The 12,159-nt window shown below is 48.8% G+C and carries 18 protein-coding genes and 1 pseudogene; 1 reads left to right on the top strand and 18 read right to left on the bottom strand.

Annotated features, from left to right (window positions below):
- From AB4Z33_RS28900 to AB4Z33_RS28875, 6 genes and pseudogenes are all read right to left on the bottom strand, one after another.
- A pseudogene (locus AB4Z33_RS28900) lies at positions 1–139 on the bottom strand (N-acetyl-alpha-D-glucosaminyl L-malate synthase BshA); the annotation flags it as partial.
- Between the two features lie 74 nt (positions 140–213).
- Positions 214–930 (bottom strand): bacillithiol biosynthesis deacetylase BshB1, encoded by a 717-nt coding sequence (bshB1, locus tag AB4Z33_RS28895; RefSeq protein ID WP_442053219.1) that lies wholly within the window; start codon positions 928–930, stop codon positions 214–216.
- Positions 927–1,349 carry a methylglyoxal synthase gene (locus AB4Z33_RS28890; RefSeq protein ID WP_442053218.1) on the bottom strand — a complete coding sequence of 141 codons (423 nt, stop codon included), beginning with the start codon at positions 1,347–1,349 and terminating at the stop codon, positions 927–929. The genes bshB1 and AB4Z33_RS28890 overlap by 4 nt, the downstream gene beginning before the upstream one ends.
- A gap of 30 nt (positions 1,350–1,379) precedes the next feature.
- A complete protein-coding gene (gene dapB, locus AB4Z33_RS28885) occupies positions 1,380–2,186 on the bottom strand; it encodes a 4-hydroxy-tetrahydrodipicolinate reductase (RefSeq protein ID WP_442053217.1) in 807 nt (268 codons plus the stop codon).
- A 5-nt stretch (positions 2,187–2,191) separates the two neighbouring features.
- The gene (locus AB4Z33_RS28880; RefSeq protein ID WP_442053216.1) at positions 2,192–2,776 is read right to left on the bottom strand and encodes a tetratricopeptide repeat protein; all 585 of its coding nucleotides are present in this window, start codon (positions 2,774–2,776) and stop codon (positions 2,192–2,194) included.
- A 15-nt stretch (positions 2,777–2,791) separates the two neighbouring features.
- On the bottom strand, positions 2,792–3,127 hold the full coding sequence (locus tag AB4Z33_RS28875) for a nucleotide pyrophosphohydrolase (RefSeq protein WP_337103446.1): 336 nt from the start codon (positions 3,125–3,127) through the stop codon (positions 2,792–2,794).
- Positions 3,128–3,221: 94 nt separating this feature from the next.
- Between AB4Z33_RS28875 and AB4Z33_RS28870 the strand changes: the two genes are divergently transcribed.
- Positions 3,222–3,503 carry a DUF2179 domain-containing protein gene (locus AB4Z33_RS28870; RefSeq protein ID WP_442053215.1) on the top strand — a complete coding sequence of 94 codons (282 nt, stop codon included), beginning with the start codon at positions 3,222–3,224 and terminating at the stop codon, positions 3,501–3,503.
- Here the strand turns inward: AB4Z33_RS28870 and AB4Z33_RS28865 are convergent.
- The 12 genes from AB4Z33_RS28865 to AB4Z33_RS28810 form a co-directional block, all read right to left on the bottom strand.
- Positions 3,487–4,356: a sporulation protein YpjB gene (locus AB4Z33_RS28865; protein ID WP_442053214.1), complete on the bottom strand. Its 870-nt coding sequence runs from the start codon at positions 4,354–4,356 to the stop codon at positions 3,487–3,489. The genes AB4Z33_RS28870 and AB4Z33_RS28865 overlap by 17 nt on opposite strands.
- A gap of 43 nt (positions 4,357–4,399) precedes the next feature.
- Positions 4,400–5,029: a DUF1405 domain-containing protein gene (locus AB4Z33_RS28860; RefSeq protein WP_442053213.1), complete on the bottom strand. Its 630-nt coding sequence runs from the start codon at positions 5,027–5,029 to the stop codon at positions 4,400–4,402.
- Between the two features lie 60 nt (positions 5,030–5,089).
- Positions 5,090–5,965: a c-type cytochrome gene (locus tag AB4Z33_RS28855; protein WP_442053212.1), complete on the bottom strand. Its 876-nt coding sequence runs from the start codon at positions 5,963–5,965 to the stop codon at positions 5,090–5,092.
- 19 nt (positions 5,966–5,984) lie between these two features.
- A complete protein-coding gene (qcrB, locus tag AB4Z33_RS28850) occupies positions 5,985–6,656 on the bottom strand; it encodes a menaquinol-cytochrome c reductase cytochrome b subunit (RefSeq protein ID WP_442053211.1) in 672 nt (223 codons plus the stop codon).
- A 16-nt stretch (positions 6,657–6,672) separates the two neighbouring features.
- The gene (locus AB4Z33_RS28845; RefSeq protein ID WP_337103449.1) at positions 6,673–7,206 is read right to left on the bottom strand and encodes a ubiquinol-cytochrome c reductase iron-sulfur subunit; all 534 of its coding nucleotides are present in this window, start codon (positions 7,204–7,206) and stop codon (positions 6,673–6,675) included.
- Positions 7,207–7,448: 242 nt separating this feature from the next.
- Positions 7,449–7,871: a DUF2487 family protein gene (locus AB4Z33_RS28840; RefSeq protein WP_442053210.1), complete on the bottom strand. Its 423-nt coding sequence runs from the start codon at positions 7,869–7,871 to the stop codon at positions 7,449–7,451.
- A gap of 175 nt (positions 7,872–8,046) precedes the next feature.
- Entirely contained in the window at positions 8,047–8,229 is a 183-nt protein-coding gene (locus AB4Z33_RS28835; RefSeq protein ID WP_307467129.1) for an IDEAL domain-containing protein, read from the bottom strand.
- A 22-nt stretch (positions 8,230–8,251) separates the two neighbouring features.
- The gene (locus AB4Z33_RS28830; RefSeq protein ID WP_442053209.1) at positions 8,252–8,758 is read right to left on the bottom strand and encodes a gamma carbonic anhydrase family protein; all 507 of its coding nucleotides are present in this window, start codon (positions 8,756–8,758) and stop codon (positions 8,252–8,254) included.
- A gap of 76 nt (positions 8,759–8,834) precedes the next feature.
- On the bottom strand, positions 8,835–9,998 hold the full coding sequence (locus AB4Z33_RS28825) for a hypothetical protein (protein WP_442053208.1): 1,164 nt from the start codon (positions 9,996–9,998) through the stop codon (positions 8,835–8,837).
- 190 nt (positions 9,999–10,188) lie between these two features.
- Positions 10,189–10,776 (bottom strand): histidine phosphatase family protein, encoded by a 588-nt coding sequence (locus AB4Z33_RS28820; protein WP_442053207.1) that lies wholly within the window; start codon positions 10,774–10,776, stop codon positions 10,189–10,191.
- Positions 10,777–10,816: 40 nt separating this feature from the next.
- Positions 10,817–11,422 carry a hypothetical protein gene (locus tag AB4Z33_RS28815; protein ID WP_442053206.1) on the bottom strand — a complete coding sequence of 202 codons (606 nt, stop codon included), beginning with the start codon at positions 11,420–11,422 and terminating at the stop codon, positions 10,817–10,819.
- Entirely contained in the window at positions 11,419–12,015 is a 597-nt protein-coding gene (locus tag AB4Z33_RS28810) for an RNA polymerase sigma factor (RefSeq protein WP_337103455.1), read from the bottom strand. The genes AB4Z33_RS28815 and AB4Z33_RS28810 overlap by 4 nt, the downstream gene beginning before the upstream one ends.
- Positions 12,016–12,159: the final 144 nt, after the last annotated feature.

The raw sequence follows: 12,159 nt of genomic DNA, 5'->3' as shown, positions 1-12,159 counted from the left end.
ATCGGAACGGAATGCTATGTGTAATAAAATGAATCTCATGGCCGCGTTCGGCAAGCAGTTTGCCGAGCTCTGTGGCAACAACACCTGATCCGCCAAGCGTAGGGTAGCAGGTAATGCCGATCTTCAGTTTCTTCGCCACTATTGTCGCACCTCCTGTGCAAGCGTCTATCTGTTTAATGTATTCGACAAGAGCTGTACGATTTGTCTAAAATCCTAAAATAACGTTACAGCATGCGGGCGCTTAATCGCGAACCCTTCGGCATAGGCCCAGCCGCGGGCTTGTCCAAGCAAAGCATCTCTCGCTTCAACCCGTTCAACATAACTATTCGTCAGCGGGGTCGACACACGGTCCTCGCCCGCAGAGGCTTGACTGAATTGCGAGCGATAGGCAAGCATCGATTGACGCTTCACGTCATAATGCTCGCTTACATCCACGACAAGCGATACCTGCTCGACATCRTTTATATAATAATAAATGAATTGTTCGACTTGAACGTGAGGAAGCTCCGGCATATATCGACGAAGTTTGGCGTTGAATACCGCTTCCTCGATAAGCCTGCTGCAATTCACATGATCCGGATGGCGATCTACCCAATACGGCGCGAACACGATTCGAGGACGGAAATAACGAATTTCCGCAACAATACGCTCGATCTGCTCCTTCGTGCCTTCCAGTCCTCGATCAGGCATGCCAAGATTCGTTCTTGCGGATAGACCAAGCACCGCAGAAGCAGCGGCAGCTTCTTGCTGCCTCAGCTCTACGGTGCCGTTTGAGGACATTTCCGCAAAAGTCAAATCACATACGCCTACACGATGACCGGCACGCACATGCTTCGCGATTGTGCCGCCCATCCCAATCTCCGCATCATCGGCATGAGCGCCGAATACGAGTATGTCCAATGACTCCGATTGCGCAGTCCTCACGTTCATTTTGTTTCCTCCGGCTTGTATTTATGTACAAGCTCTCTCCAAGCAAAGTCGCCGCGTTCCAGCGCCTTCACAAGCAGCTCGGCTGTTGCGATATTCGTCGCTACCGGAATGCCTTGAACATCGCATAGACGAAGCAAAGCAATAATGTCCGGCTCATGCGGCTGCGCCATTAACGGGTCGCGTAAGAAAATAATCAAATCCATTTCATTATCCGCAACGAGAGCGCCAATCTGCTGGTCGCCGCCAAGCGGACCCGATCTGAAGCGATGTATGTTAAGCTTCGTCTGCTCCATAATGCGAGTGCCGGTCGTGCCGGTCGAATACAATTGATGAGGAACAAATACATGCTCATAAGCGATAACGAAATTAACCATTTCTTCCTTCTTGCGATCATGTGCGATAAATGCGATCTTTAACATGCCTTTCCCCTCTCCCGCTGCGCAAGCTCATTAATCCATAATATGTTCGAAGCCGTAGACCATCCCGCTGTAATTCATAACCTTCTTCACCGCGAGATTAACACCCGGCATATAACCGGCGCGGTCATAAGAATCGTGGCGAATCTTGAGCGTTTGTCCATGACCGCCGAAGATAACCTCCTGCTGAGCGAATACGCCCGGCAGTCTGACACTATGTATGCGGAATCCGTTGTAATAGCCGCCGCGAGCCCCTTCAACCGTTTCCTCTTCCTTCGGGTTGCCTTGGCGAAGCTCTTGTCTCACCTGAGAGATCAGCTCCGCTGTCTTGATCGAAGTACCAGAAGGTGCATCCAGCTTCTGGTCGCCGTGATATTCGATAATTTCGACATGCGGCATATATTTGGAAGCTTGTGCGGCGAACTTCATCATCAGTATAGCACCGATGGAGAAGTTAGGCGCGATCAAGCCGCCAATGCCTTTCTCCTTACAAAGCTCGTCCAGCTCCACGATCTGCTCCGGCGTAAACCCCGTTGTTCCCATAATCGGACGAACTCCGTGAAGAATGGATTTCTTAGCATTGCTGTATGCCGCATGCGGCACCGTGAAGTCAACAAGAACATCTGCCCCGGCATTTGCCAGTGCTTCTTCTAGCGTTGCGCTTACGGTTACGCCTGTTTCGCGAACGCCCGCGAAGATCCCTGCATCGACAGGGCCGGCCGAAGGAGCGACGGCTGCGACGAGCTGCAGCGCCTCATCCTCCAGCACCATTTTCACAACTTCCCGACCCATTCTTCCGCTTGCGCCTACTACAGCCACTTTTATTTTCTCAGTCGTCATCGCAATCACCTATTCCTTTTTCGTTTCGTTCCGCCGTTCTTTAGCCGTTCCGACCGCCGTTTGCGGATTACATCAGCGAACAAAGTCCGAGCAGACGAATGTTCGGGTTCAAGCCGTAACGCCTCGCGCGCGGAAGTAACTGCTTCATCCAATCTACCGAGTGAACCATATACGACACCTAATGTATAGAAGGCTTCGAAGCAGAGCGGATCCAGCCTCGTTGCTTCAATAAGCAGCTCTATTGCCTTATCAGGTTGATTCGGATCGTTCAATAGAAGCAGTTTCGCTTCAGTCAGAAGCAGCTTCGATTCTATCGTATGCAAGTGGAATCTGAATTCTGCATTGTCCGGTTCAAGCGCTAACGCGCCATCCGCATAATGCTTCGCCTTGTTCCACTTGCCGCTGCGCGAGCAAGAAATCGCGCATTTATGATAATAACTCGCATTGTCCGGCTCTACCGCTATCGCTTGCTCAAACCAATATATCGCTTGCTCAAAATCGCTGTTAAGGATGAATTCATAAGCTTTCTTGATGCAGCCCTCTCCGTCCATCCGCCCATCCTCCTTGTACACAGGTTGATGGTACAGCATATGTAAGGAGCTTGTTTACAGTTCGGTCGTTTTCTTCGTCCACCGATTAGCATCGCGCGTCGCGAACTTGTGCATGACCTTATCATGAGCCTCGGTGAGATCAATGCCTAGTGAATTAGCGAAGCAGGATAGCAGGAACAAAATGTCCCCGAGCTCCATTTCGACCGAGTTATCCGCCTCGTCCGCCTTCTTAGGCTTCTCGCCGTAGAAGTGATTGATTTCTCTAGCGAGCTCGCCTACTTCCTCAGACATTCTTGCCATAAGCGCAAGAGGACTGAAGTATCCTTCCTTGAATTGCGAAATATAAGCGTCAACTTCACCTTGTATATCCTTCAACGATTTATCTGACATCGTCTTTAATTCCTTTCTGACTAAGCTGCAACTTGGATTTGGCTTGTAGAAATGCCCATATCCATATACGTTTCTATGTTAACGTAAGTCGTTCATGAAAATCAATGTTTTTCGGTTATTGAATGACCGAGCGCAAATGATCTGCACGCTGCTAGGCACATTGTCGCTCACCAGCTGCCTTACGCGGCTTCCTGCGAAGGGCGCGTATGCCGGACAACAAAAAGAGGTCGTCTATTGCGTCGTCCAAAGGCAGGAAACCCGCCGTTTGAAACAAATATACGCAATATCGACCCTCGTGCGATTAATATCATTAACGAAGTGCATGATGTGCTACGTGAAGGATTCAAGTAAGAATAGCTCTATTTCAAAGGCTTGATTCCATACGGCGAGCGTTGATATTTGCGCCAACTCGAATAAGTTAGTACTGCGCAAATAATGGTCCCTAGAAACAGCGCCCAACTAATAGGATTCGTTGAGGCGGCGGGCGCAACGACCGGCAAAACAGCTGTCTCACGTCCTTCATCGAACAATTGAACAAGCTTATCCCTTAGCGCATCCAACGACTTGTTAACCCGTTCACCATTCGATCCGCCGTCTATAATGCCGTCCAATAGCAAGTTTGTATAATGGGCACGAACAAGAGCTTCATCAATTGCGGTATCGCCAAACTGAATGGATGCAGCTAGCTCGATTCGGTTCAAATGCTCGTTTAAGCTATCCATAGCCGCGCTTGCTGCGAGTGCGCCATCGTCTGTCGACCGCTTCCATGATTGCTGAACTCTCGTCCAATCATGAAGCAGAATGCTCTCATATTGCAGCCATAAGGCATGCTCTGGACGCACCAAAGCATCCGTAGACAGCTTAATGCGCGTCGCAGCCATTAGCCAGCCTGAACCTGGCTCACCTCTAACCAAAGCCTGCTCGATCTGGGCGACAGCCTCGTTAATCGCTTCCCAACCAGCTTGTGAACCTGAACCAGACACTGAAGCTTGTTTGGTAAGTTGATTGAACCGCTGAAGCTTTAGAAATGCGGCTTGGCGATTATTCGTATAAGCTGCTTCATACAATGAAGCGGCCGCCTCGTCCAGACTCGCTAACATATTCGCCTCGGAACCTGCTATCAATGAATTGCCGCTAGGGCCAAATATTGTGTTCCCCCATACTGCGCCTGCTGAACCGATCGTCATGACGATACATAAGACGAATGGAATCATAATCCGTATCTTCATGGACATCCCCCCATAGTTTCATTCTATGAGGGGAAGACAAGCGTTATACCTTCTTTCTAAAGCGCCAGACGATCATTGCTGCAAAGAAGCTGAATATCGACAATCCATATGTGAAAGCACGTACGGCAGGAATATCGTCTTCCAACTCATCCGCGAGCCATGGGAAAACCTCATACGAATAATCAATCGTATCATTCAGCAGCAGCCAAGCTGTGCCGACAAGCAGCGCGGCAAATCCGGCTTTCATATAGCGGAAGTATAATAAAGCTTCGACCGCCATCCCCAAATGCGATGCCATGAGCATATAATGCGTCCACTCGAGTTGATCGCCTTGCCAAGCGCCTGCTACGATCATCGCTACTGCCCAAATACCGTATTTCACGGAGCATACGACGGCAAGAGCTTCGATAATAGCACGCCCCCCAGTAACTAGACGCGAAGAACTCCTTGGCGGAAATAGCAAGTAAAGCAGCGCTAGCGTAAAAAATAAGCTGGCAGTCGGACTGTCCGGCACGAACACCAATAACCACGAATCGAAGTTTTCGGATGTATAGATGAGCTGGCTTTCATACCATATGTAGCCGTATACCGTTCCAAGCAGGTTGACCAAGAAGAGCAGCCATAGAAAAGGACGATAAAGCAAAATCGAGCTGTTCCATACCATTTTGTTCATTGTTCTCCCTTCAAAAAAAACCTGACCGCATGATACGATCAGGTTTTTCTATTGCTTATGTTATTCGGTTGCAGCTTTCTGCTTAGACAGCCACGTTGTTAATTGATCTATCTCTTCAGTAGAAAGCTTAGAGCCAAATTCAGGCATAGCTCCGTTATTTTTACCGTTCGTTACGATCTCAACAAGCTCTTCCTTCGTATGCCTGTCGCCTACGCCTACCAGGCTAGGTACAGATCCTTTGCCTTTCAGGTCAGCTGCATGACACGAAACACATTGCGCTTGCTTCGCGATATCCATTGCTGGATCATTCGCGTCAACCAATGCAGCTTCCACGGTTGGCTTCGTATAGTTCGGTCTTTCTTCGCCCTTCTCGGCAGCCTCGCGAGCTTTCTCCTCGCGCTCGATATGCTCTGGAACTTGTCCATTGATCTCGAGCTGGTGCTGATAGTGATCCCACGATATGACCGTCAAGTATACACAAGCAATCAACGTAAGACCCATAAGCGATGAAGCGATCGGACGGCGGTAGAAGCGGCGTTCCTTGCCTGTATCGAGGAAAGGAGCGAGCAGCAAAGCGCCGAACATAACGCCTGGAATACCCATCGTACCTAGAACGATGTAGTCCTGTGATACGTAAGGATACTTAAGGAATTGATACAGGAACAGGAAGTACCAGTCCGGCATCGGAATAAATGCAGCGTTCGTCGGATCCGCAGGATAACCTAGCGGAGCCGGCTCAGCAATTGTCCACACTAGAAAACCGACCAAGACTACGCAACCGACCATCCATTCTTTAAGCAGGAAGTTCGGAATAAAGGCTTCCGACTTGCCCGGGTAAGAGGTATAGTCCGGCGGTATGTTCGGATGGTTGCTTTTCTTAACACGAGAATCGCCTACGTAGACAACTTTCTCGTCTGACTTATGACCATGCGCCATAATAGAATCCTCCCTTCGCTTAAAGTGGTCCAGAAATACCTTKCTTCCGTATCATCAAGAAGTGAGCTGCCAACATGGCGATCAATGCGCCAGGCAAGAAGAACACGTGGATAGCGAAGAAGCGAGTCAACGTCTGAGCGCCTACGATGTCGCCGCCGTATAGGAACGATGCGATATACGGCCCGATATACGGAACGGATTCAGCGATCTGAACACCAACTTTTGTTGCGAAGTAAGCTTTGTTATCCCAAGGCAACAGGTAACCTGTGAAGCCGAGGCCCAACATAATGAAGAAAATAAGCATCCCGACTACCCAGTTCATTTCGCGCGGCGCTTTGTAAGAACCGGTAAAGAATACACGCAGGGTATGTAGGAACATCATTACGATAACTAAGCTTGCRCCGAAGTGATGCATGCCTCGAACGATTTGTCCGAATGCAACTTTGTGCTGCAAATAGTCAACGCTGGCATAAGCATTAATAATGTCCGGAACATAATACATGGTAAGGAACATGCCGGACAAAATTTGAATTACAGTGATGAAGAACGTCAAACCGCCAAAGCAGTATACGAAAGCGGAGAAATGATGAGCCGGGTTAACGTGCTCGGGCACCTCGTGGTCCGCAACGTCTCTCCAAAGCGGCGTAATGTCTAGACGTTCGTCAATCCAGTTGTATACACTTTTAAACATCTGAAATACGCCCTCCTTAACTCATCCGCGAGTTCGGCTTGACCGGACCGAGATAAACAAATCCGTCCTCAAGCTTCACTTCGTATTCATCCAACGGGTTCGGTGCTACGGCAAGGTTTTTGCCGTCCTTCGTATAACGCGCGTCATGACAAGGACAATCATACTCGTTTTTGCCTTTCGTGTTCCAGCCTATCGTGCAGCCCAAATGCTTACACACCGGCGAAAGTGCAAATACCGTACCGTTGTCATCCTTGGAAATCCATGCCGCGAGCTCAGGATCGCTCACGTACCATCCATCGATTTGATGGATTTTGAATTTGAATTCTTGCGGTTCATTTGTAATTTTGCTTTCTTCAACAACTTTGACAAAAGTGCCTTCGCCCTTCTTCTCAAGGAGCGGGTCCACTGCAAAACGGACCATTGGCAATACCGCGCCGCCCATCATAAATGCAGTCGTGCCGCCGAGCGTATATGACAAAAATTGACGCCGGGACATTTCTTTGCGCTGAACCGGTCGATGCGCGGTCTCGTGTTGTTCGTGGTTACTCATCTTCTGTTCTAACCCCCTTTGCCAACCATATCTCGCGTCTTGCCGCACGGCAAAACACATGACGAACTAGGACATAACTTATAATAGCCTAGGTGCTAGGGAGCGTCAAGAATATGGCTGGATATTTGCGCGTCTAACAAAATGCCGTTCATTAATTTGTTATCATTTTGTCACATTTGACCTTGTCTGCCATAAGTTTTCCCCAAAACCCGATTTTATTATACAAAATGCCAATCGTCGCATCATTCCGTCTGGGATTGCCATAATAACCGAATTTCGTTAGAAACCAACGCCTGTTCAGGAATATTCCCATCTTCATTCGGTCGTATCCATAGGTCGGCTTGCTCGCAGCTCAGTTCAAGCGCCGGATTGGCCGACACAAGGACGACATATTTGAAGCCTGAGCGCTTCAGACCCGCGCACATGGCGTTCACACTTTCAGAGAATGAACCGGATGAAGTCACATAATGGCAGGCCGGATAGGTCACTACACGTCCCTTGAACGGTATTTCAATTAAATCCATTATATCTCGCAATCTCTCCAGCCATTCGGTCGCCTCGTAAGGCTGCTCTGAACCGTCCATACCCGTTACAGGCAGCAAGCAGGTGTCCAAATACGGGCGCAGCTCTTCCCATTGCTCCTTCTCGATCTCGCTAAACTTCATAATCTCTCTCCCAGCCTTCGTTTTGTAAACATCATACCTGAGTTTAATTGATAATTTCTTAGATTTCAAAAAAAAGCTTCCGTTCCGCATGACTTCGGGCATCATATCCCGATATGCGGACTTGGAAGCTTCTTATTTTCACGATTCCAACGGAACTTCGACCACGCTCGCGCCGTTATCGTTTTAATGCATTCAATTGTTTAGCAAGACGGTAAAACGTATCCTCATCGCCAGCAGCCAGCGCCTTATCGATTGCCTCGTGAATTTGCTTCGTCTGAAACTTGAGCACAGCATCGTCCAGCACCAGTTCAGCTGCCAGGCCGAGCATGGCTTCATACGCTACCTTCATTTTGTCCATAGGATACACCTCCAAACCGGCGTTAAGAGATCCTATATTCTATACCTTTCGTCACATAGCTCTCCATCGTCCTTCTCATGCGCTGCAAATCGTCATCTGTTAGTTCTCTTACGACTTTGGCGGGTGATCCGAGTGATAGAGTATAGGGTGGTATTTTTTTGTTCTCTGTAACAATCGAACCGGCTCCTATTAAAGCATATTCACCGATGTCTGCGCCGTTAAGTACGATTGCCCCCATTCCAATTAAAGTGCCTTTGCCTATCGTACAGCCGTGGATGATTGCCCCGTGCCCGACTGACACCTCATCGTCCAGGATAAGCGGCTGATCCGTATTCACATGTCCGATTACGCCGTCTTGGATATTGCAGCTATGTCCAATGCGGATTGGAGCGAGATCGCCTCGCAACACAGCGTTGAACCATACGGTGCTCTGACGTCCTAAGCTTACGTCGCCGATCAGCTTAGCGCCTTCCGCAATATAGACTTGCTCCTCCAACGACGGCATTACCCCTTTGTAAGGCAATAGCATTATCCTTCATCTCCCATACATTCAAGTAGAGAGATACTACCAATTCACTAATTGAAAGTCAAATCATCCGCTGCGTTCAAAATATCGGCTCGGCTAGCGAAACGCCAGCMACAATCGCTCTTCCTGCCTTCGTCATGCGCACAACCGTTCCATGCTCCGGGTGCTCACCCAGCCTGAGTAATCCGAGGTGAACCATCATCATCATAATACGCTGCTCGAGTATCATTTCCGCGCTGTCATAATAATACGGCTTAATAAACGGCAGCAGCACCTGACGGAGTGATTGTACCGTCACCCATTCCTCAGACAAAGCATTGATCCAGTGCACCAATGACAACAAATTCGGAATTGGACTCTTATACAGCTTCAACCAGTAACGGTACATCTCCTCGGCTTCGCCTGGCGGCTTTGCAACGATCCGTTCTTGCCCGATTGTCGTTACCGTTAAGACTGCCTGCTGCTCGCTTATGTATTTGGCGTGATAGCAATAGTCATATAGATAGGACATCCGGTTCGGGTAATAATTGAAATGTTTCCCGTAGCCGAACCGCCATTCGCCTTTCCCTGGAAGCTCCTCTCTAACGCCGAATCGATCCAGCAGCTGTACACTGAAGCGCTTGTACATCGAGCCGTCTGGCGTCAATTGGATTTCGTTATGGTAGGCATAATGGAGAAGCTGCCTGATATCATCCTGTATGAGCATCTGTTCGTCACGGTATACCGGCGGTTCATCGGTATACTGCAGCTCTGCGGCGAACTTCCGTTTTAATGTATCGCGAAATCGCGACTTCAAATCGTTCGGCACTTGGAACAAATAACGATTCGGACCGCTGAAGCCATTGAATAACCAGCCCTGATGCTTGAATTTTGCGATGATGTCCCGCGGACTTAATGGCTGCGGCTCCTGTTCGGCCTTTTTCCGGGTACGCTTCGATTTGGGCGGAGGTGCTGCCTCCTCGCGAATTTCGGTTTCGCCGAATCGCGCTTGCTGCACGCGTGCAATAAGATCCTCAAGACTGTAGGAGCTGCGCACTTCAAAGAGAAGCGAATTAAGAAATCGCAAATCCTCCATCTTCATCGTGCTGATCTGCGCTTCAAATACATCATTTCGACTTACCGTAGAGAGAATGGATTGAATCAACTCGTTTTTGGAATGACCGTTGCACTCGCAGCGGTATACGTCTGCAATTCTGCTGAGCTGCTGGATATCTGCGTATCCTAGCATATCCGATAAATTCATCGCTCTCTCCTTTCTGCCTGACGCGAACAACCTGCCTGTCTTTGCCGCGTCTTTTACGTAAGCTTACTGTGTGTGAATTAGCGTCATTTATAACCATTATGGGTCAATCTCGCACATTTAAAACATGATGAAAGCATCGTCTCCGCAAAAAAAGAAGCCACATCATCGATAGAGATGATGTGACTTCCTTCTATTTCAGGCTCGGCTCAAGATGCCTCGTACAATTATGAAGCAGCGGAGACCAAATACCATCCTTATATTCAAGTATCGAATACGATAAATTATTCAGCCGTTCGTCGCCAAGACCTTCGCAGAGCTTATGAAGCAGCATTGCAAGGAAACTGCCATGCGAGACGATCAGCACATTACGTTCATTATATTGTAAGCTTAGCTCCTTCAGTGCGCTAAGCCCTCTCTCCAGCATTTGGTCATCCGTTTCTATACCGCTTGCCACACGGTCCCACTCATCGCCCCAACGATCGATGCGTTCTTCCTTGGTCAGCCCTTCTGCTTCTCCAAAGCTGCGCTCGCGAAGTCTGCTGTCCCCAGCAATCAATGGAATCTCGAGCCTATTCGCAATAATGCCAGCTGAGGTATAAGCTCTCTGAAGGTCGCTGGAAACGACCATATCCCACTTCTTAGGCTCGGATAGGAGACGATCTGCCAAAGCTCCTGCTTGCCTAATGCCATTCTCGTTCAAGGGAATGTCTGTCTGGCCCTGTATTCTGCCAAGCGCGTTCCAATCGGTTTGACCATGACGTACAAATCCTATCAGCAAGAGATGTCGCCTCCCTATCCGCATTGTTGTTATGTTTTTATCAATTTCTCGTCCGAGACAGCCAATTCAGTATAAGCAGTGTCATGATTATGCCAAGCAAGGACAACGCAACATAATATTGCGGGAATGAAGGAACGATCTTAAGCACGAACGGATCGCTAATGCTTGCTACGGGCACTTCAGCGTAGAAGCCTGCATTAATCGTCATCGCATCGCCCGAAGCGTTAGCCGTCTCGATAAGACCCGATAAGTCCGCAATCTGTGCTTGCTGCGTAGCATTCTCTTGATCGAATACAAAAACAAAGAAAGCGCACGCGAACATGGCTAAGCATGCAGCAACAACAATCGCTATGTTCCTGCGGAATGAGCGTGAGAAATGATAACTTTTGTGGGCAACGGGCATCAGCCACGACTGCTCCGCATAGATTCGCTCCATTACTTCACGGTTGACATGCTCTGAAGGTCCAATGAAGTCTTCCTCTTCCGATAAAATGCGAATCAGCTCTTCGCTCTCTTCCCATAAACGAAACTGTTCCGCACATGATTCACATTCCATCAGATGGCTGTCTATGGCTCCGCGTTCAGCATCGTCTTCGGATAACTCCCAATATTGTCCGAAAGTGTTTTGGGCATCGATGCACTTCATCTTGTATTCATCCCTTCGAATTCCTCCAATATCGGCGATTGTCCGAAATAAGGCTCGAGCTGCGTCTTCACGCTGGATCTCGCACGGAACAGCAGCGACTTCACGGAGCTGACCGTCTGACCCAGTATACTCGCGATTTCCTGATAATCGAGCTGCTCATATTCGCGAAGAATGAGCGCAGAGCGCTGCTTCTCCGGCAAATTGTTAATAGCCTCCCGCACCATAGCCATCCGCTCATTGCGGAGCACATGCTGCTCTGGCGCAGCATCGAGCGCCGCGACAGGCTCAAAGCCCGACTCGTCGAGCGAGACGCTAGCCGCCTTCTGCTTACGAAGCTCGCTTAGAACCGTATTGCGAGCAATTGTATATAGCCATGTTGAAAAAGAAGCATCCATTTCCCGAAAGGAATGAAGGCTGCGATACGCTTTGTAAAAAGTTTCGGAGCATAAGTCCTCTGCCATCAGCTCGAGCTTGGCGCTCTTCAGCATATGGTAGATGAACGCTAATATTTTACGTTGATAGCGTCGCATCAGCTCGGAGTAGAGCTCGACGTTGCCATCCTTAATCTCACGTATTAGCTGGGAATCAGTCATGACAGGCGAACCTCCTCCACCTGCGGATTATTCCCGGACGATACATATATATTGTACCTGCCGGACAATGAAAAGTTGCGGTGTTATCACAATAAATTCGATGTAATACGAGTATTAGTACAATTCGAGTTCGAAAGCTAAAAT

The organism is Paenibacillus sp. 2TAB19, assembly GCF_052115185.1.
Lineage (GTDB): Bacteria > Bacillota > Bacilli > Paenibacillales > Paenibacillaceae > Pristimantibacillus.
The sequence above is the reverse complement of the archived record's forward strand: the minus strand, read 5'-3'. Positions and strand labels throughout refer to the sequence as shown.